The organism is Nonomuraea zeae, assembly GCF_005889725.1.
GTDB classification, from domain to species: Bacteria; Actinomycetota; Actinomycetes; order Streptosporangiales; family Streptosporangiaceae; genus Nonomuraea; species Nonomuraea zeae.
Genome location: NZ_VCKX01000239.1, coordinates 1 through 19,623, shown reverse-complemented (window position 1 = coordinate 19,623; position 19,623 = coordinate 1). Strand labels below are relative to the sequence as shown.

General features: G+C 70.4%; 20 protein-coding genes and 1 pseudogene. 9 read left to right on the top strand and 12 right to left on the bottom strand.

Annotated features, from left to right (window positions below):
* Positions 1–95: 95 nt before the first annotated feature.
* The 9 genes from ETD85_RS46510 to ETD85_RS46470 all read right to left on the bottom strand — a co-directional run bounded on the left by ETD85_RS46510 (position 96) and on the right by ETD85_RS46470 (position 8,492).
* The gene (locus ETD85_RS46510) at positions 96–1,025 is read right to left on the bottom strand and encodes an aminoglycoside phosphotransferase family protein (protein WP_138696261.1); all 930 of its coding nucleotides are present in this window, start codon (positions 1,023–1,025) and stop codon (positions 96–98) included.
* Between the two features lie 32 nt (positions 1,026–1,057).
* Positions 1,058–1,594 carry a class F sortase gene (locus ETD85_RS46505; RefSeq protein WP_170247208.1) on the bottom strand — a complete coding sequence of 179 codons (537 nt, stop codon included), beginning with the start codon at positions 1,592–1,594 and terminating at the stop codon, positions 1,058–1,060.
* Positions 1,595–1,597: 3 nt separating this feature from the next.
* A complete protein-coding gene (locus ETD85_RS46500) occupies positions 1,598–2,305 on the bottom strand; it encodes a hypothetical protein (RefSeq protein ID WP_138696260.1) in 708 nt (235 codons plus the stop codon).
* A 154-nt stretch (positions 2,306–2,459) separates the two neighbouring features.
* A complete protein-coding gene (gene tsaE / locus ETD85_RS46495) occupies positions 2,460–2,918 on the bottom strand; it encodes a tRNA (adenosine(37)-N6)-threonylcarbamoyltransferase complex ATPase subunit type 1 TsaE (protein ID WP_276617358.1) in 459 nt (152 codons plus the stop codon).
* Positions 2,918–3,970, bottom strand: coding sequence for an alpha/beta fold hydrolase (locus tag ETD85_RS46490; RefSeq protein WP_138696259.1), 1,053 nt, complete (start codon positions 3,968–3,970; stop codon positions 2,918–2,920). The genes tsaE and ETD85_RS46490 overlap by 1 nt, the downstream gene beginning before the upstream one ends.
* Before the next feature lie 19 nt (positions 3,971–3,989).
* A complete protein-coding gene (gene alr / locus ETD85_RS46485) occupies positions 3,990–5,147 on the bottom strand; it encodes an alanine racemase (protein ID WP_138696258.1) in 1,158 nt (385 codons plus the stop codon).
* 54 nt (positions 5,148–5,201) lie between these two features.
* Positions 5,202–6,656, bottom strand: coding sequence for an NAD(P)H-hydrate dehydratase (locus ETD85_RS46480; protein WP_138696257.1), 1,455 nt, complete (start codon positions 6,654–6,656; stop codon positions 5,202–5,204).
* 57 nt (positions 6,657–6,713) lie between these two features.
* Complete coding sequence (locus tag ETD85_RS46475) at positions 6,714–7,064, bottom strand: holo-ACP synthase (protein ID WP_138696256.1); 351 nt, start codon at positions 7,062–7,064, stop codon at positions 6,714–6,716.
* Between the two features lie 24 nt (positions 7,065–7,088).
* Entirely contained in the window at positions 7,089–8,492 is a 1,404-nt protein-coding gene (locus ETD85_RS46470) for an alkaline phosphatase PhoX (protein ID WP_138696255.1), read from the bottom strand.
* Between the two features lie 158 nt (positions 8,493–8,650).
* Between ETD85_RS46470 and coaA the strand changes: the two genes are divergently transcribed.
* The 6 genes from coaA (at position 8,651) to ETD85_RS46440 (ending at position 14,170) form a co-directional block, all read left to right on the top strand.
* Positions 8,651–9,553: a type I pantothenate kinase gene (gene coaA, locus ETD85_RS46465; protein WP_138696262.1), complete on the top strand. Its 903-nt coding sequence runs from the start codon at positions 8,651–8,653 to the stop codon at positions 9,551–9,553.
* A gap of 169 nt (positions 9,554–9,722) precedes the next feature.
* Positions 9,723–10,649, top strand: coding sequence for a DUF389 domain-containing protein (locus tag ETD85_RS46460; RefSeq protein WP_138696254.1), 927 nt, complete (start codon positions 9,723–9,725; stop codon positions 10,647–10,649).
* Between the two features lie 40 nt (positions 10,650–10,689).
* On the top strand, positions 10,690–11,598 hold the full coding sequence (locus ETD85_RS46455; protein ID WP_138696253.1) for an ABC transporter ATP-binding protein: 909 nt from the start codon (positions 10,690–10,692) through the stop codon (positions 11,596–11,598).
* A complete protein-coding gene (locus ETD85_RS46450) occupies positions 11,591–12,451 on the top strand; it encodes an ABC transporter permease (protein ID WP_138696252.1) in 861 nt (286 codons plus the stop codon). Before ETD85_RS46455 ends, ETD85_RS46450 begins: the two co-directional genes overlap by 8 nt.
* On the top strand, positions 12,448–13,362 hold the full coding sequence (locus ETD85_RS46445; protein WP_138696251.1) for an ABC transporter ATP-binding protein: 915 nt from the start codon (positions 12,448–12,450) through the stop codon (positions 13,360–13,362). Before ETD85_RS46450 ends, ETD85_RS46445 begins: the two co-directional genes overlap by 4 nt.
* Positions 13,363–13,453: 91 nt before the next feature.
* The gene (locus tag ETD85_RS46440; protein WP_138696250.1) at positions 13,454–14,170 is read left to right on the top strand and encodes an ABC transporter permease; all 717 of its coding nucleotides are present in this window, start codon (positions 13,454–13,456) and stop codon (positions 14,168–14,170) included.
* Between the two features lie 57 nt (positions 14,171–14,227).
* Here ETD85_RS46440 and glmM read toward each other — a convergent pair whose 3' ends face one another.
* From glmM to rplM, 3 genes are all read right to left on the bottom strand, one after another.
* A complete protein-coding gene (glmM, locus tag ETD85_RS46435) occupies positions 14,228–15,574 on the bottom strand; it encodes a phosphoglucosamine mutase (RefSeq protein WP_138696249.1) in 1,347 nt (448 codons plus the stop codon).
* A 1-nt stretch (position 15,575) separates the two neighbouring features.
* Positions 15,576–16,100, bottom strand: coding sequence for a 30S ribosomal protein S9 (gene rpsI / locus ETD85_RS46430; RefSeq protein ID WP_138696248.1), 525 nt, complete (start codon positions 16,098–16,100; stop codon positions 15,576–15,578).
* A gap of 71 nt (positions 16,101–16,171) precedes the next feature.
* Positions 16,172–16,615 carry a 50S ribosomal protein L13 gene (rplM, locus tag ETD85_RS46425; RefSeq protein WP_138696247.1) on the bottom strand — a complete coding sequence of 148 codons (444 nt, stop codon included), beginning with the start codon at positions 16,613–16,615 and terminating at the stop codon, positions 16,172–16,174.
* Positions 16,616–17,001: 386 nt separating this feature from the next.
* Here rplM and ETD85_RS46420 point away from each other — a divergent pair, with 386 nt between their 5' ends.
* From ETD85_RS46420 to ETD85_RS46410, 3 genes and pseudogenes are all read left to right on the top strand, one after another.
* Positions 17,002–17,685 carry a CAP domain-containing protein gene (locus tag ETD85_RS46420; protein ID WP_170247207.1) on the top strand — a complete coding sequence of 228 codons (684 nt, stop codon included), beginning with the start codon at positions 17,002–17,004 and terminating at the stop codon, positions 17,683–17,685.
* Between the two features lie 24 nt (positions 17,686–17,709).
* Positions 17,710–19,047, top strand: a complete 1,338-nt coding sequence (locus ETD85_RS46415; RefSeq protein ID WP_138696245.1) for a hypothetical protein — start codon at positions 17,710–17,712, stop codon at positions 19,045–19,047.
* 105 nt (positions 19,048–19,152) lie between these two features.
* Positions 19,153–19,623 (top strand): annotated as a pseudogene (locus ETD85_RS46410) (hypothetical protein); the annotation flags it as partial.

Genomic DNA, 19,623 nt, shown 5'->3' with positions numbered 1-19,623 from the left:
CGCCCGGCCCGTACCCCGCCATAGACGCTCCCCTGCCCGACCCGTACGCCGCCACGAGAGCTGGTCCGTGCGCCGCCGGGCCGGCCCGTGCGCCGTCAGGCCCAGCCGGTGCGCTGCTTCAGCCAGTCGAGCGCCACCGCGCCCTGTGCCCGCTGAAAAGCCCTGACCGTCGGGATCCCCGGCGGCCCGGGCAGCCGGCTCTGCCTGACGAAGTAGCCGGTGAGCGCGGCGACCACCGCGGTGATGGCCGGGTCGGGGTCGGTGAACAGCTCGTGCGGCGCCGGCCCGCCCTGCATCCCGATCGAGGGCAGCAGGCCCACCAGGTCGAACCAGGACGCGCCGACGCACGCCCACGGCCAGTCCACGATGTACACGCGGTCATCGGTCAGCAGGATGTTGTCGGCCCGCAGGTCGGCGTGCACCAGGCTGTCGCCCGCCGCCGCCGCGGCCCAGCCGGACTCCAGCTCGGCCAGCGCATCGAGGTGGCGCAGCGCCCACGGGTCGATACCGTCGGCGCCCTCCTCCAGCAGCTCCCGCCAGCCGTTGAACACCGATCCGAAGGCCCTGGCGATCGGCGGCGCGTCGATGGGCGCGGGCGTGAGCGCGGCCGACATCTCGCCGACGGCCGCCAGCACCCGGTCGAGCTCGTCGCGCCGCCACGGCTGGCTGGGGTGGCGGCCTTCGACGTCCTCGAACACCAGCGCCACCCACCCCTCGGCCTCGAACCCGGTCAGCAGCCTGGGCGCGGGCACCGACTCCGGCAGAGCCGCGGCGATCTTGAGCTCGGACCGGTAGATGCGGGGGGTGTCGGGGTTCGGCTCAGGGCCGACGGCCTTGACGAAGGCGCGCCTGCCGCCGTCGGTGCGCACCCGGGCCGCGGCCGCCGGGGAGAACCCGCCCGGCTGGGTGCTCGCCTCGACCACGCGTCCGCCGAGAAAATCCTCCACCGCCTCGCGCACCCCCGGATGCACCTCCGCCCAGGGCACGCGGACGCCCGCTGCGGGCGGGTTCGTCTCCACGCTCATGGCTCCATGATCCTGGGAGGCGCAAACCGTTTTCACGCCTCCGAGGCGTACACGATGATGTTGTCGAGGTATTCGCCCTTGGCGTAGTCGAACTTGCCGCCGCAGGTCACCAGCTTGAGCCCATCCTCCATGTACACGCGCCTGGTGGGGAAGGAGTCCTTGTGCACCTGTTCGATGGCGTCGACCTTGAAGCTGACGACCTTGCCGTCGCTGCGCTCGACCTTGACGGTCTCGCCCTTGCGTAACTGCCTGAGCTTGTAGAACACCGCGGGCGCCGTCTTGGTGTCGACGTGCCCGATGATCACCGAGGCGCCCTTCTCGCCGGGCACGGCGCTGCCGGTGTACCAGCCCGCGACCTTCGGCTTCTCGTAAGGAGGCAGCTCGACCTCGCCGTTCTTCTCCAGGCCGAGCTTCATGAGCGGAGCCTCGACGTCGATCGACGGGATGTCGATGCTCTCGGGCACGACGGCTGCGGCTGGGGTGGTGCCTGTCTGCATGCTCTTGCCGAACGCGACCAGCAGCAGGCCGGTGACGGCGCCCGCGAGCACCACCCGTCCTGGGCGGGCCATGGTCTACGCCTTGCTGCGGCGCTTGATCGCGATGCCGACACCGGCGGCGAGCGCCAGGCCGATCAGCACGCCGGCCGGCCCGGCCGGGATCGAGGACTCGTCACTGGCGTCCTGCGCGTACGTGCCGCCGCCGCCCGCCTTGGGCGCCTTGCTCGGCACGGTGGTCGGCGGGGCGTCGGCCGCGACGACCCGGAGCGTGGCCCGGCCCATGTCGTTGGTGCCGTCACACTTGACGTCCACCCGGTAGTTGCCGCGTCGGACCGTTCCCGAGACCCGCGCCTCTCCACGCACCCAGGGCGAGCCGTTGGCCGGGGTGGCGGTCCCGGTCGGGGTGATGGACGTCGCGGGGACCGGGTTGAGCGTGACGCCGTTGACGAACGCCCTGGACGTGGCGGTGCCGGTGTGGGCGGGGCCGCCGGTCGGGACCGGGCAGTTGGCGAGGATCCACACGCTGGACGTCTCGCCGGCGGTGACGCGGTCGGGGTTGAGCTGGACCTGGATGGTGGGCCTGGTCGTGGTCGTGGTCGGCCGCGGGCTGCCCGTGGCGATGCCGCCAGGGGTGCTGGTGGCGGGGGTCGTGGGGCTGCCGCTGGCGGTGGGTGTCGGTGTCGGTGTGCTTTCTGCCGATGCTGTGCAGCCGGTCAGACCGACCATGACGATGGCCCCCGCGTACGCGACTCGCCTGACCTTGAGCACCGGCCGCCACCCCACTTTGCCGTCCCTGCACCAAGCATCCACCAAAATGGTGGATGTCGCCCCTCCTGATACCCAGAAATTCTGGGCGAATCCCTAGCCAATGATCATGATTTACATCTTTGGCCTGGTACGTCAAGGGTGCCAGCATTGCCGGTGATTGACCGGGGTTTTAGTCTTCTAGCGGATCAGACGGCGTGTCGGCCCATCTGGCGCCCACGCCGCGCACGGTCACCAGGCGTGCCTCGTCGCCCGCCTCGCGGTCGATGTGGATCTCCAGCCGGTCTTCGGCCAGCCCCTCGACCAGGCCCTCGCCCCACTCGACCACGGTGACGGACTCCTCCAGCGAGGCGTCGAGGTCGAGGTCGTCCACTTCGAGGTCGCCCCCGAGCCGGTAGGCGTCCGCGTGGACGAGCGGCGGGCCCTGGCGCAGCGACGGGTGCACCCTGGCGATCACGAACGTGGGCGAGGTGATCGGGCCGCGGACCTTGAGCCCTTCGGCGATGCCCTGCACGAGCGTCGTCTTGCCCGCGCCGAGCGGCCCCGACAGGACGAGCAGGTCTCCGGCCCGCAGGCGGGCGGCCAGGCGGGCGCCGAACGCGCGCATCTCCTCGGCGGTGGCCAGTCTCACTAGACCTCCACCCTCTTGACCAGGTCACGCAGGACGTCGTTGACGACGCCTGGACGTTCGAGCTGGATCAGGTGGGAGGTGTCGGGGACCTCGGTGAACTGGGCCTTGGGCAGCGCGGCGGCCATGGCCTTGCTGTGGTCGGGCGGGGTCAGCCAGTCGTGGTCGCCCACCAGGATCGCCGTGGGCACCGGGTCGAGCACGTGCAGCGCGGAGAGCTTGTCGTGGTTCATCAGCGCCGGGTAGAAGTCGGCGAACACCTCGGTCGGCGTCGCCCTGATCATCGACTCGGCGAAGTCGACGACGGTCGGGCTGATGTTCTTCGAGTCGCCGAAGCCCATGTAGCGGGTGATCAGGAAGGCGATGTCGCTGCCCGCGTGGCGGGTCCGGTCGACCAGCGCGCCCCGCTTGCCCAGCATCGAGATGGTGGTGGGGGCGACCTTGTGCACGGCCTTGGACAGCAGCGCGGGCAGGCCCAGCGTCAGCTCGGCCAGCTTGCCGGCCGAGGTCGCGATGAGGGCCACCGCGCGGATCTTGTCGCCGAACAGCCCGGGGTGCCGGTCGGCCAGCGCCATGATCGTCATGCCGCCCATGGAGTGGCCGACCAGCACGCACGGGCCGGGCACGTATTTCTCGATCACCTCGGCCAGGTCCTCGCCCAGCCGGTCGATCGTGCTCTCCTCGGCCGCCGCGCGCTGCGAGCGCCCGTGGGAGCGCTGGTCCCAGAGCACCAGACGGTAGTTTTCGCGCAGGTCCTTACGCTGGTAGTGCCAGGACTCCAGGTTGAGGCAGTAGCCGTGGCAGAACACGATGGTCAGCGGCGCGTCCTCGGGGCCGTCGATCTCGACGTGCAGCGCCATCCCGTCGGAGGTGACGTGCGTGCGCTCCCTGCCCCGCAGCTCGCCGAACGGCTCGCTCGCCTCGTTGTCGGGGCGCAGCCTGATCCGGCCGACCGCGTAACGCTTGGCCAGTGCCGCCGCCGCGACACCGGCGGAAGCCGCACCGACGAGAGCGCCGGCGATCCCTACCCTGCGCCGTCTTGTCGTCGTCGTCATGTCCCCGATCCTTCTCCGCTCATGGCCGTCGCGAAGTGCCCGTCGTCACTGAGCTGGTGTGCTCGTGAACTCGCGGCACACGCGAGCCGATCCTGGTCACGATCTCATGCGTGATCGTGCCGAGGGTATCCGCCCACTCCTGAGCGGTCGGCTCGCCCCCGTCACCCGGCCCGAACAGCACGACCTCGTCCCCTGCCGACAGCGGGTCGTCCCCCATGTCGATCATGAACTGGTCCATGCACACCCGGCCCGCGATCCGCCTGCGACGCCCGCCCGCGAGCACTTCGGCTCTGCCCGTCGCGTGCCGGAGTATGCCATCGGCGTAGCCGAGCGGCACGAGCCCGAGCGTGGTCTCGCGGTCGGTGACGTAGAGGTGGGCGTAGGAGACGCCGGAGCCCTCCGGGACCCGCTTGACCAGGCCGACCTGGGCCACCAGGGTCATCGCCGGCCTGAGGCCGAAGTCGCCCAGCTCCGGGATCGGGCTCAGGCCGTACATCGCGATGCCGGGCCTGACCAGGTCGTAGCGGGCGGCGGGCAGCGTCATGGCGGCCGCCGAGTTGGACAGGTGCCTGATCACGTGGGATCCGGCGGCGCCCGCCTGCTCGGCCAGCTTCAGTGCCGTCTCGAACGCCTCGATCTGCAGCGCGATCGACGGGTGGCCGGGGATGTCGGCGCAGGCGAAGTGGGACCAGACCCCCACGATGTCGATGACGCCCTCGGCGCGCAGCTCCAGCGCCTTGGCCAGCAGGCCGGGCCAGGCGGCGAGCGGGGCGCCGCCCCTGCTCATGCCGGTGTCGGCCTCCAGGTGCAGCTTGGCCGTGCGCCCCGTGCGCCGCGCGACCTCCGCGATCTCGCCGAGCAGCCGCGCGTCGGCGGCCGACAGCTCGACGTCGGCTTCGAGCGCCTGGTCCAGCGGCTCGTCCGGGGTGATGAGCCACGACAGGATCGGCGCGGTCACGCCGGCCGCGCGCAGCGCGAGCGCCTCCCTGACGAACGCGGTGCCCAGCCGGCTCGCCCCTCCCTCCAGCGCCGCCTCCGACGCCGGCACCAGGCCGTGTCCGTAGGCGTCGGCCTTGACCGCGCCCATCAGCTCCGCGCCGCCCGCCTGCTCCTTGAGCAGTGACACGTTGTGCCTGATCGCGGCCAGGTCGACCCGCGCCTGTGCGGGTGTGGCCATCGAGGAGTACATCCTTCTAGTGTGTCAGCTCGCGCTCGTGGTCGAGCGCGATTTTCACCGCACGTGCCCCCCGGTCACGGCGCGGATGGCCGCGGGGACGGACGTGGCCACGTCCGCGGCCGTCAGCGGCGCGCCCTCGGCGGCCAGCCGTCCCGCCAGCCCGTGCAGGTAGGCCCCGCAGGACGCGGCGTCGTAGCAGCTCAGCCCCTGGGCGAGCAGCGCGCCCGCGATGCCGGACAGCACGTCGCCGGTGCCGCCGGTGGACAGCCACGAGGTGCCGGTGGCGTTGACCCGCACCGGCCCCGCGCTCTCGGCCACCACCGTGGTCGAGCCCTTGAGCAGCACGGTCACGCCCAGCTCCGCCGCCGCCGCGCGGGCGTGCGCCAGCCTGTCCGCCTCGATGTCGGCGCGGTCGGCCCCGGTCAGCCGGGCCAGCTCTCCGGCGTGCGGCGTGATCAGCACCGGCGCGGTACGCCGCAGCAACCCCCGGTCCCCGGCCACCAGCGTCAGCCCGTCGGCGTCGATCAGCACGGGCACGTCGGAGGCGAGCACCTCGGCCGCCAGCTCGTGCGCCCAGTCGCCGGTGCCCAGACCGGGCCCGAGCACCCACGCCTGCACCCGCCCGACGTCCTCGATCGAGGGCCGGCGCAGCTCGGTCACCACGGCCTCCGGCCAGTGCGAGCGCACCTGCGTGACCGGCGCGCCCGGCCCCGCGTAGCGCACCATGCCCGCCCCGGCCCGCAGCGCGCCGCCCACGGCCAGCACGGCGGCCCCGGTGAACAGGTCGCTGCCCGCCGCCACGCCCAGCACGCCTCTGCGGTATTTGTCCGACTCGTTGCCCGGCCTCGGCAGCAGGCCGGCGACGTCGTCCCTGGTCAGCGCGGTGACGTCGGGATCGGGCAGGTAGGGCCCGAGCCCGATGTCCACCAGCTCGACCGTCCCCGTGCGGGAGGCGCCGGGATCGACGAGCAGCCCCGTCTTGCAGGCCCCCATGGTCACGGTCACCTTGGCGCGGACGGCCGCGCCCTGCACCCGGCCGCTGCTCGCGTCCACCCCGCTCGGCACGTCCACGGCGACGATCGGGGCGCGGGCGGCGTTCGCGTCCTCGGCCAGCCGCGCGTACGGCTCCCGCAGCGCACCCGCCACCCCGATGCCAACCAGCCCGTCGATGATCAGGTCGGCCGCGTCCAGCGCCGAGCCGTCCACGACCCGCCCACCGGCCTGCCTGAGCGCCGCCAGGCCCGCCTCGTGCGTCTTGGACCCGGCCAGCACCGCGCCCGCCCAGGCGCCCCGCCTGGCCAGGCGCTCGCCCGCGTAGAGCGCGTCACCGCCGTTGTCGCCGCTGCCGACGAGGAGCACGACGCGTCTGCCGTAGACCCGGCCCAGCAGGTCGGCGCAGACGGCGGCGAGCCCGGCGGCGGCCCGCTGCATGAGCGTCCCTTCGGGCAGCCGCGCCATGAGCACGTGCTCGGCGCCCCGGATCTGGTCAGCGGTGAAGGCGGTCCTCATGGCCTCACTCCGTTCGGCTGCTCGGTCGCCATATGCCGTCGCGCGCATGATCCGAAGCTATCCCTCAGCGATCACATAGGCCACGGCGACGCCCGCGTCATGGCTGAGAGAAACGTGCCAGCGTTTGACCCCCAGCCCGTGCGCGACCTCGGCGGCCTTGCCCGTGATGTGCAGCTCCGGCTTGCCCAGCTCGTCGCACCGGACCTCGGCCTCCAGGTGCCCCAGCCCCTTGGGCGCGCCGAGCGCCTTGGCCACGGCCTCCTTGGCGGCGAACCGCGCGGCCAGCGAGTGCACCGGCAGCGGCCGCTCGGTCTCGGTGAACAGGCGTTCCAGCAGCCGCGGCGTACGCTCCAAGGACGCCTCGAAGCGCGCGATGTCCACGACGTCCACGCCGATTCCCAGGATCATCGTCCCAGGCTAGACCCGCCGGGCTCAGAACGGGCCGCGCTCCCACGGGCCCCAGATCGCGATCGACATGCCGGTCCTGGCCTGGATGTTGACGTACAGCGTGTGCCCGCCGGGACCGAACGTGGAGCCCGCGAACTCGGCCCCGTCGTCGCCCGCGATCGGCTCCAGGCGGCAGAAGTCGAAGATCTCCCCCGCCTTGCTGAGCCCGCGCAGGTAGTTGTCGCCGTCTCCGTCCTCGCACAGCACGAGCGTGCCGCGCTTGCTGGCCGTCACGTTGTCGGGCAGGTCGAGCACCGACGAGCGCGGCGACTCGTAGGCGAGCTTGAGCCGCCCGCTCCACGTCTCGTACGCCCACACCTGCCCCCGGCCCTTGCCGAACCCGGACAGGATGGTGTCGCCCGGGGCGTTGACCCCGCCCTGGGTGGAGACGAAGTACACCGTGCCCTGGTGGTAGACCGCGCCCTCCAGCCGGGAGAAGATCGCCGCGCCCTCCTCCCTGCCCTGCTTGCCCACGGCCTGGATCACGACGTCGTTGGCCGGCCTGCCGGTGAAGGCCGGGTCGGGATCGTCGATGTCCACCCAGACGGTGGCGTACGCGGTGCCGGGGCGCTGGCCCACGGACAGGTCCTTGCGCTTCTCGCCCTTGACCGCGAGCATCTGCAGCCTGCCGCCGTCGAGCAGCCGCCCGGCCTGTACGGGGTGCTTCGGCGGCAGATACCGGTAGAACCCTGAGGGAAAGGCGAAATTGTCCTCCGTCAGGTAGATCGCACCCGTCGAAGGATCGAACGCGGCCGACTCGTGCGCGAACCGGCCCGCCGACCTGATCGGCTTGGCCGTGGCGGCGCGGCCGAGCGGCACCTCGAAGATGTAGCCGTGCTTCTTCGTGAGCTTGGAGTTGTCGCCGCCGGAGAAGTCGTCGGCCACGTCGGGGCCGTTGACCGTCTCCTCGCAGCTCACCCAGGCCCGCCACGCCATGGGGCCGCCCGAGCAGTTCATCATGGTGCCGTTGAGCGAGGGCGCGCTCTTGATCACCTCGCCGTAGCGGGTGACCTGCAACGTCGAGGTGCCGCCGCCGGCCATCGGGTCGTAGGCCTTGTCCTTGTCCCCGAACGCGCCGACCGGGCCGTTGACCTCGTGGTTGCGGACCAGGATCGCGCTGTCCTTGGGCCCGGAGAAGGCCGCCATGCCGTCATGCCGGCCCGGCACCGCCGACCCGTCGCTGAACTTGTCGCCGGCGACGCTGAACGAGCGATATTTGAACCCGTCGGGCAGGTGCAGCCGGACCTTCCCGTCGCGGAGATCGCGTACGGGTCTCAGCTGCCCGTAGCCCCGCACCGGCTTGGCGCCGCCCTGCGCTCCCGCGCACGCGACCCCGGCGAAGGGACCCGCGATGGCGACCACGTTGGTGATGAAGCGACGACGGTCCACTAGCCCTCCTAGACATACGCCCCCGCACAGTAACCCCTCCGAGGGCTTCGCCCGCCGAGTTCCGGCAAAACTTGGCAGAGGCGCCTTCCCGGCAGCGAACCCCGGCCAAAGTGCACATCTCCGCACATCGCTACGCTGCCTAGGTGAACAACGGCTACGTGGATCTGAGCAGGGAGCAGTGGAGCGAACTCCGCAAGAACACGCCCTTGACTCTCACCGCAGACGAGCTGGAAGAGCTGCGCGGCGTCGACGACCCCATCGACCTCACTGAGGTCACCGACATCTACCTCCCACTGACCCGGCTGCTGAACCTGCACTTCACCGGGTCCAAACAACGCAGCAGCGTGCTGAGCGCGTTCCTCGGCCACCCCGAGCAGCGCGTCCCGTACATCCTGGGCATCGCGGGCAGCGTCGCGGTCGGCAAGTCGACCACGGCGCGGCTGCTGCACACGCTGCTGGCCCGCTGGCCCGAGCACCCGCACGTGGAGCTGATCACCACCGACAGCTTCCTCTACCCGAACGCGATGCTCGAGTCCAAGAAGATCATGCACCGCAAGGGCTTCCCCGAGAGCTACGACCGGCGGGCGCTGGTCAGGTTCGTGGCGGAGGTGAAGGCGGGATCACCCGAGGTGCACGCCCCGGTCTACAGCCACCTTGAGTACGACATCGTGCCCAAGACAACCCAAATCGTAAAAAATCCGGATATCTTGATCATTGAGGGCCTAAACGTCCTCCAACCAGCCCCGCCCACGTCCCTCGCGGTCAACGACTACTTCGACTTCTCGATCTACGTCGACGCCAAGGTCGAGGACATCCGCAACTGGTACGTCGACCGGTTCCACAAGCTCCGCCGCACCGCCTTCGAAGACCCCAAATCGTACTTCCGGCACATCGCCGAGCTCTCCTACGACGAGGCCACCAGCTTCGCCCGCAACGTCTGGCGCGACATCAACGAGCGCAACCTGGTCGAGAACATCGCCCCCACCAGGGGCCGGGCCGACCTCGTACTGAAGAAGGGCGCCGACCACGCGGTCCGGCGGGTCCGCCTTCGTCAGACCTGACCGCCTCCTCCAGCACGTACCGGCCGAACCTGCCACCGCACTCCTGGTCGTCTATGCCGGCGAACCAGCACTCCTCACCATGGTCATGGCACATCAAGCGGATCATGTGAGGCAGCCTCGCGAACGCGGGTCAACAACGCGTCAACGTTCAATGGACAACAATGGCTGCGTGCTACACCTGCGACTGATCAGCCCGTCCGCGCGCACCGGCGAGGTGACGGCGGTGTTGGAAGAATGCCCAGGCGTCACCAACATCGTCGTCCTGCCGGACGTGGCCCGCGAGCCCAGGGGCGACGTGATCCTCTGCGACGCGGCCAGAGAGTCCGCCAACGAGGTGCTGGGCAAGCTCAAATGGCTGGAGACGGAGGGCTCCATCGCCCTCGAACAGGTCGATCTCTCGCTGTCCAAGGTCGCCACGGCGGCGGTCGAGGAGGCGCCCGGCGAGCCCGACGACGCGGTGGTCTGGGAGGAGCTGGCCCAGCGGGTGCACAGCGACTCCCGCATCACCTGGGCCTACCTGGCCTTCCTGGCCATCGCCACCCAGCTCGCGGGCATCGGCATCCTGCAGAACTCCCCCATCCTGATCGTCGGCGCGATGGTGCTCGGCCCCGAGTTCGGCTCCGTCGCAGCCATCTGCTTCGGCCTGCTGCGCCGCCGCCGGCATCTGATCATCTCCTCCTTCAGGACCCTGTTCGTCGGGTTCACGGTGGCGATCGCCATCACCTTCGCCTGCGCGCTCGTCTCCTACTGGCTCGGCTGGATCGACATCCACAACCTCACCAGGAACGAGGAGGTCCAGTTCATCGTCAAGCCGGACCGGTGGTCGTTCATCGTGGCCCTGCTGGCCGGGGCGGCCGGGGTGCTGTCGGTCACGGCGGGCAAGTCGTCGGCGCTGATCGGCGTCTTCATCTCGGTCACCACCGTGCCCGCCGCCGGCTACCTGGCCGTCGCGCTGGCGCTGGGCGACTGGAAGGAGGTCGCGGGCTCGGTCTCGCAGCTCGCCGTCAACATCGCCGGAATGATCATCTCGGGCACCGCGACGCTGTTGGTCCAGCGGAAATTCTGGCCTCAAGTAGGACGTCGTTCATCCGTCTGAACGAGGCGCCGGCCGTGACGCGCCGGGTAGGGTCCGGCACATGCACATCCTCGCCACCGAGGGGCTGACGAAACGCTTCCCCACGGTCACCGCGGTCGATCAGCTCACGGTCACCGTGGGACCTGGCGTCACCGGTCTGGTCGGGGCGAACGGCGCGGGCAAGTCGACCCTGATCAAGATCCTGCTCGGCCTGCTGCCGCCCTCCGGCGGCACGGCCAGGGTGCTCGATCTGGACGTGACCGCACAGGGGGCCGAGATCCGCCGGCTCGTCGGTTACATGCCCGAGCACGAATGCCTCCCGCCCGACGTCTCCGCCACCGAGCTGGTCGTCCACCTCGCACAGATGTCCGGGCTGCCGCGTACGGCCGCCCGCGAACGCGCCGCCGACGTCCTGCGCCACGTCGGCCTGGCCGAAGAGCGCTACCGTCCCGTGGGCGGCTACTCCACGGGCATGAAACAGCGCGTCAAGCTGGCCCAGGCCCTCGTGCACGACCCCAAACTGATCTTCCTCGACGAGCCGACCAACGGGCTCGACCCGCGCGGCCGCGACGAGATGCTGACCCTGATCAGGCGCATCGGCACCGAGTTCGGCATCAGCGTGCTGGTGACCTCTCACCTGCTGGGCGAGCTGGAGCGCGTCTGCGACCACGTGATCGTCATCGACGCCGGCCGGCTGCTGCGCTCCTCCGCGATCGCCGAGTTCACCCAGGCCACGCAGACGGTCACGGTCGAGGTCGACGAGGGCCTTGAGCCGCTGGCCGCCCGGCTGGCCGAGACCGGCCAGACCGTCTCGCAGCAGGGCCGCCTGCTGGTGGTCAAGGTGCTCGGGCCGGAGACGTTCGACGCCATCCGCGACGCCGCCGTCGATCTGGACCTCTGCCTCATCCGCCTCGAACAGGGACGTCACCGCATCGAGGACGTCTTCAGGGAGGAGACCGCAGGTGTCTGAGATCTACGACATCGGCTATCGCCACTACGAAGGGGTCCGGCTGGGGCGCGGTTACGCGGCCAGGGCGCTGGCCGTCCACAGCCTGCGCGGGATCTTCGGCCTCGGCCGCCCGGCCCGCAGCAAGATCGTGCCGTTCTCCCTGTTCGCCATCATGCTGATGCCCGCCATCGTGTCCATCGCGATGATGGCGCTGGCCACGCAGCGCGGCCTCCCCTACAGCGGGTTCGCCGTCATCATGCAGGCCGTGGTGGCGATCTTCCTGGCCTCGCAGGCGCCCACCGCCGTCGCGCCCGACCTGCGCCACCGCGTGCTGCCGCTCTACCTGTCCAGGCCCGTCGCCGTCGTCGAGTACGTCGGCGCCAAGGTCGCGGCAATGACCGTCGCGCTCTTCCTGCTGGTGGCGACCCCGATCACGCTGATCTACGTCGGCGAGCTGGTGGTGGACATGCCGGGCGAGCCGGCCACCGGCGAATATCTCGGCGCGATGCTCATGGCGCTGGCGCTGGCGCTGCTGCTGGCGGCGTTCGGGCTGGCGCTGTCCTCGTTCACGCCGCGGCGCGGGCTCGGCGTGGCCTCGGTGATCACCGTCTACCTGCTGTCGTCCGCGTCGGTCCCGCTCATCTACGGCACGCTGTACTCGAGCGGCAACGAGTCGGCGGCCGCCTGGGCGTGGCTGGTGAACCCGTTCTGGCTGGTGGACTCCGTGCAATCCTGGCTGTTCGGCACCCCGCCGCACTCCATCGAGAACGCCGCCTATCCCAGCGGTCCGGTCTCGGTCGCGGCCTACGTGGTGCTGGTCCTGCTGGCCCTGGGCGCGCTCGCGCTGCGCTACCGGAAGGCGGCCGCCCGATGAAGATCGAGCTCTCGCAGGTTTCCCGCTGGTACGGCAACGTGGTCGCGGTCAACGACGTCACGATGACGATCGGCCCCGGCGTGACCGGCCTGCTCGGCCCCAACGGCGCGGGCAAGTCCACGCTGCTGCACATGATGGCCGGGTTCCTGGCACCGTCGGGCGGCTCGGTCACGCTGGACGGCACCCAGGTCTGGAAGAACCACCATATTTATCGAAATATCGGGTTAGTCCCTGAACGAGAAGGTGTCTACGGCTTCCTCACCGGCTGGCAGTTCGTTCTGTCCGCCGCCAGGCTGCACGGCCTCCCCGACCCCGACGAGGCGGCCCGCAAGGCCCTGGCCACGGTCGAGATGGAGGAGCCGAAGGACCGGCGCGTGGAGACGTACTCCAAGGGCATGCGCCAGCGCGTCAAGGTGGCCGCGGCGCTCGTCCACGACCCGCCCGTGCTGCTGCTCGACGAGCCGTTCAACGGCATGGACCCCCGCCAGCGCCTCCACCTGATGGACCTGATCCGCGCCATGGGCACGGCGGGCAAGACGATCCTGTTCAGCTCCCACATCCTGGAGGAGGTCGAACGGGTCGCCCAGCACATCGAGGTCCTGGTGGCGGGCAGGCACGCGGCGTCGGGCAACTTCCGCGAGATCCGCCGCCTCATGACCGACCGGCCCCACCTGTTCGTGATCCGTTCGAGCGACGACAGGAAGCTGGCCGCCGCCCTCATCCGCGACCAGTCCGCCGGCGGCATCACCCTGCGCCCGGACGGCCTTGAGGTCCAGGCCACCGAGTTCCGCCGGTTCGCCAGGCTGCTGCCCCGAGTGGCCCAGGCGGAGGGTGTACGCCTTCACCAGGTCTCCCCCGCGGACGAGGACCTGGAGAGCGTCTTCTCCTACCTCATCACCAGGAGCACCTGATGAACACCACGAGGCAGTGCCCTCACCTGGAGGACCAGAGCGGAGCAGGGCGGCGGCACAGGGCGACCGAGTCGCCGAACGGAGTGAGGCCATGAACACCGTCGTCGCCGGCATCACCTACCGGGCCCTGCTCGGCCGTCGCCGCATCATCCTGCTCCTGCTGCTCCCGCTGGCCCTGATCGGCCTGGCGGTGCTGCTGCGCCTGCTGGGCGGTGTCGACCAGCACGCGGCCGTGCTCCTGATGCAGAACTTCGCCATCAACACCGTGCTGCCGCTGCTCGGACTGATCGCCGGAACGGGCGTGATCGCCCCGGAGATCGACGACGGGACCATCATCCACCTGATGTCCAAGCCGATCTCCCGCCCGGTGATCGCCCAGACGAAGTTCGCGGTGGCGGTCTCGCTGCTGGTGCTGTTCGCGTCCGTCCCCACCTACCTGGCGGCGTGGCTGCTGGCCGGCAATGAGGACGGCATCGCACCGGGCTTCGCGCTGGGCACGCTGGTGGCCGGCATCGCGTACGCCGCCGTCTTCCTCCTGCTGGGCGTCATCACCCGGCACGCGGTCACGATCGGCATCGTCTACGCCCTGGTCTGGGAGGGCCTGGTCGCCACCGTCATCCCCGGCGCCCGCAAGTTCTCGATCCAGCAGTGGGGCCAGGCGATCGCCAACGAGGTCTCCGACTCGCCGTATCTCAAGACGGAGGTCACGCTGGGCTTCGCCATACCGGCCCTGATCGTCGTCGCGGTCGGCTGCGTCTTCTGGGCGGGCCGCCGCCTGCGGGCGTTCTCCCTCACAGGGGATGAGTGACGGGAAAAGAGCATCGGGTACGGCACACGCAGTGCCGTACCCGATGAGAAAGAACCTTCAGACGCAGGCCGTACGCACCACGTCGGCCAGGCGCCCGGCCACCTGCGTGGCGTGCTCCTCCGACGCGGCCTCGACCATGACCCGGATCATCGGCTCCGTCCCGCTCGGCCTGATCAGGACCCGGCCGGTCTCGCCCAGCTCCGCCTCGGCCTCGACCACGGCGGCGATGAGCTCGGGCACGGAGGCCTTGCCCCGGTCCACGCCCTTGACGTTGATCAGGATCTGCGGCAACGGCGTCATCACCGAGGCCAGCTCCTTCAGCGGGACGCCCGACTTGGCCACCACGCCCAGCAGGTGGAGCGAGGTGAGCAGGCCGTCGCCCGTGGTGGCGTGGTCGAGCATGATGACATGCCCCGACTGCTCGCCGCCCAGGTTGTAGCCCTCGGACTTCATCCGCTCCAGCACGTAGCGGTCGCCCACCGCGGTCTCCACCACGGTGATGCCCGCGTCGCGCATGGCCAGCTTGAAGCCCAGGTTGGACATCACGGTCGCGACCACGGTGTCCTTCGACAGCAGCCCCTCGCCGTGCATGGCGCCGGCCAGGATGGCCATGATCCGGTCCCCGTCGATGACGGTGCCCGTGTGGTCGACCGCGAGGCAGCGGTCGGCGTCGCCGTCGTAGGCCACGCCCAGGTCCGCGCCGCGCGAGATGACCACCTGCTGGAGCTTGTCCAGGTGGGTCGAGCCGTGGCCGGCGTTGATGTTCAGGCCGTCGGGCCTGGCGCCGATGGCCTCGACCCTGGCTCCCGCCCGCACCAGCGCCTCAGGGGCCACCATGTGGGCGGCACCGTGAGCGCAGTCGACCACGATGCTGAGGCCGTCGAGGGCGGCGTTCATCGTGGTCAGCACGTGGGAGATGTAGCGGTCGGCCTCGCCGTACGCGTCGCGCACGCGGCCCACGGCCGAGCCGACCGGGAAGGTCCACTCCTCGCCGAGCCGCCGCTCGATCTCGTCCTCGACCGCGTCGGACAGCTTGAAGCCGCCACGGGCCAGGAACTTGATGCCGTTGTCCGGTGCCGGGTTGTGCGACGCGGACAGCATGACGCCGAGATCGGCGCCGAGCGCGGCCGTGAGGTGGGCGACGGCCGGGGTGGGCAGCACGCCGAGGCGCAACACATCCACTCCAGACGCCGCAAGGCCGGCGACCACGGCGGCCTCCAGGAATTCTCCGGAGGCACGCGGGTCCCGGCCCACGACGGCCACGGGACGGCGTCCCGTGGCCGCGAACGCGCCCGCATCGCCGAGGACGTGAGCCGCCGCGACCGAGAGGTCCATGGCGAGCTCGGCCGTGAGGTCGCGACCGGCGACCCCACGAACCCCGTCGGTGCCGAAAAGGCGCGCCAATTTAGCGCTTGCTGTACTGCGGAGCCTTGCGGGCCTTCTTGAGGCCGTACTTCTTCCGCTCCGTGGCGCGGGCGTCACGGGTGAGGAAGCCGGCCTTCTTCAGCGGCGGCCGGTTGACCTCGACGTCCAGGATCGCCAGGGCGCGGGAAAGACCCATGCGCAGCGCGCCGGCCTGGCCGGTCACGCCGCCGCCGTCGATGCGCGCGATGACGTCGAACGCCTCTTCGGCACCGAGCACCACGAAGGGCTCGTTGACGATCTGCTGGTGGACCTTGTTCGGGAAGTAGGCGTCCAGCGTACGGCCGTTGATCGTCCACTTGCCGCTGCCGGGGACGATGCGCACGCGGGCGATCGCCTCCTTGCGGCGGCCGGTGCCGTACGAGTTGCCCGTGGTGACGGGCTTGCGCACGGGAGCGTCAGCGCTGGCGGTGGACTCGGTGGTGTACTCGGAAGGGAACTCCTCGCTGGAGAAGTCCTCCGCCTCGGCCGTCTCAACGACCGTCTCGACACCGGTGGGCTCAGCCACGGTTCTCCTCTAACTTTCGAAACTCGATGCCCCCGGGAGGGGCACGCGGGAGGTATCCCCCCGCAGGTCAGCTACTGGGCGATCTGGGTGATCTGGAACGGCACCGGCTGCTGGGCCTGGTGCGGGTGATCGGAACCCGCGTAGACCTTCAGCTTCTTGGCCATCTTCCGGCCGAGGGAGTTCTTCGGCAGCATGCCCCTCACGGCCTTCTCGACGGCCTTGTCGGGCCGCTTGTCCATGAGCTCGCCATAGGTGACGGAACGCAGACCGCCCGGGTAGCCCGAGTGACGGTAGGCCTTCTTCTGCTCACGCTTGTTTCCGCTGAGCGCGATCTTGTCCGCGTTGATGACGATGACGAAGTCACCGGTGTCGACGTGGTTGGCGAAGATCGGCTTGTGCTTGCCGCGGAGCAGGGTCGCGACGTGGCTGGCCAGCCGGCCCAGCACGACATCGGTCGCGTCGATGACGTACCACTGACGCTGGACGTCGGCGGGCTTCGGTGAGTACGTGCGCACGGTCGTAGCCTTCTTTATGCTCGCGTCTTCGGTGCTGTCGGATGCGACAGCTACATTGGTCGGTCGGTGCGGGCACACGACGGCCCGGACCTTCCGTCTCCGCGAGATAGGAGATGACGCCGGACGCGCCGCGCATTGGTCACGCTGGACCTATGCACACAACGAACGATTAGGCTACCCGCCAAGAGGCGCACAGGTCAAAAGACCGGTAACCCTGCACGAGTCTACCCGACCTCAGAACGGTTCGGTTTCGTTTCCCTGGGACCCCTTCTTTCCCAGGACCAGACATCCCTATCGTTGACGGCGGTATGTGGCAGAACTCTCACTCCCGGCTAACCCAGCGAGGCGCTCGGCGCCGGAATCACCTGGGTGTCCTGGCCTGCCTCATGACGGTCCTGTTCACCGGCGTGCTGATCGGCCGGCTGTCCGACGACGCCGAGCCCGCCGCCCACATCTTCCTCAACGAGACCGCTCCGCCCGCGGCCGCCACCGCCAACCCGGCGCCGACGACGGTGAAGAAGGCCCAGCCGCAGGCCGAGATGATCCCCAGGAAGACCACGACCAGGACGCGGCCCCATGGCACCGCCACGCCGAAGCCCACCAGGTCCCCCAAGGATCACATTCCGGGCTTCAATTCCCAGGACGCGCCCACCCACGTGCTCGGCGACGAGAACGACTCGGCCGAGCTGCTGCCGGGGATGGCGAGCAGGGTCGTCTCCCTGACCAACGAGGCCAGGTCCAAGCGCGGATGCGGGCCGCTCAGGGTGGACGGCGGGCTCACCCGCTCGGCGCGTACGCACTCTTTGGAGATGGCCCGGAGCGGGCAGCTCAGCCACAACTCCCCCGACGGCGCGTCACCGTGGGACCGGATGGAACGCGCCGGATACCGTTGGGGCGCCGCGGAGAACATCGGCGCCGGCTACAGCACCCCTGACGAGGCGGTACGCGGCTGGCTCGACAGCCGCGACCATCGCAAGAACATCCTGGACTGCGGCCTGAAGGCCATCGGCGTCGGCGTCGCGTCCGGCCCCGGCGGGCCCTGGTGGACCCAGGACTTCGGAACCCGATGACGAACATCACGGTAATGTCGCCGCATGGGTTTTCCCGAGGAACGTGAAAACGGCAAGGGCGGCGCCCCCTACGGAACGGGGAGCGCGCCCTACGGGACGGGCGGCAACTCCCCCTTCGAGACGCGCGGCAACGCGTCCAACGGCCGGGGCAACGGTCACTCGGGCGCGGGCGGCTCCTTCTTCGACGCGGGCACGCCGGCGGGCGGCGGGTCCCAAGGCGGGGGCAACGTACCTTCCGGCCCTGGCAACTCCTTCTTCGAGCCGAGCAACACCCCGCCGGGCCGGGGCAACCCGCCTTCGGGCCCGGGCAACGCGCCACCGCCCGGCAACTCCCCCTTCGGCGCCCCCTACGGCCAGAGCAACCAGCCTCCCGGCCAGGGCAACCAGCCTGGCGGCGCGGGCAACGCCCCTTCCGGCCCCAGAGGCGCGCACTCCAGTCCCGCGGGAGCACACGCGGGCCCCGGCGGCGCACCCGCCGGCCCGGGCAGCGCGGGGGGCGACGCCTCCGACGCGGCCGACGGCGCCGCGGGCGAGAAGGGCCGCCGCGCCTCGCGCCGCGGCCGCAAGGACAAGGACAAGGAGCAGCCCGCCGACGAGCCGGAGCGGGCGCCGCAGAGCCGGATGGGCTGGAGCCCCTACGACGAGGGGCGTACCTCGCGCGCTCCGCTGTGGTTCGCGCTCGGCGGCATCGCGGTGCTCGGCCTGCTCGGCGGCGGCCTCGCACTGATGTGGAACGCCGACGACGCCGTCACCGCCGCGGCCACCGCCGACCCTCGCCCGACCACCGCGCCGCTGCCCTCGGCCCCTCCCGGCAAGTACGGCTTCGCGGCCAGCCGCAGCACGGACCCCGACCCGATCACGGTCAAGGAGGTCTTCGGCTCGAAGAAGAAGCTCACGGTCTCCGGCCGCAGCTACGAGATGACGATCACCAGCAAGGACAAGAAGTGCAACGACGGCGCCCTGGGTGACGCACTCCAGAAGGCGCTCAAGTCCGGCAAGTGCACTCAGTTCGTCCGCGCGAGCTTCCGCGACAAGGACGGCAAGGTGATCGGCACGGTCGGCGTCGCCAACCTCAAGACGAGCAAGAACGCGAGCTCCGTGGCCAAGGCCGGCGACACGAAGAATTACGTGAAGCCGCTGGCAGGTAAGGACAGTGTCACCAAGCTTCTAGGCTCCGGCAGCGGCGGCGCCAAGATCTGGACCCACGGCCACTACGCGATCTTGGTGTGGTTCCAGAACAAGGACGGCACGAAGCCGGACAAGAAGGGCTCGAAGCGCCTGTTCGAGGCCATCAACGACATCACCAAGGCCACCGTGTTCCCGGCCCTTGACAACCGCACGCTGACCGGAAGCCCGGGCTGAGCCAATCCGGCTTTGAGCGGGTTATCCCCCCAAACGGGATGCCGGATGCGCCTGGGAACGCCCATACCGACATAACGATCTCGCCTCTCTCGCTAGGCTCGCCCTATGCGTGGCCAGGAACCCGGGTCTGAGCACGATCGCAGGGAAGCCGACGGCTCGGCAGCACCCGCGACGCCACCGCCGAGCTTCGGCCAGACCAACGGGCGAGACGTTCCACCGGCGTTCACCGACTCGGACGAGGCGGCCGACGCCGAGGCGCGGCCCGTCGTCCCCACCTACCAGGGCCCGCCGCCCTACCGATCCGAGCCGGAGGTGCCGGCGGGCGTACAACCGTGGAAGGTGCCGGACGACGACGCCACGCCTCCGCCCGGCGTACAGCCGTGGGAGGTCTCGGACGACGACGCCGCGGTCTACGACTGGTTCGCCGACCCCGAGCAGACCGACCCCGACGGGCCCGACCGGCCCGGCCTCGGCCTGCCCGACGGCATCCCGTCCATCTCCTCCCCGGCCGACCACGTGCACCCCGGCCAGCCGCAGCTGACTGGCCAGCCACCGGCCGGTCGGCCCGCCGCCGGC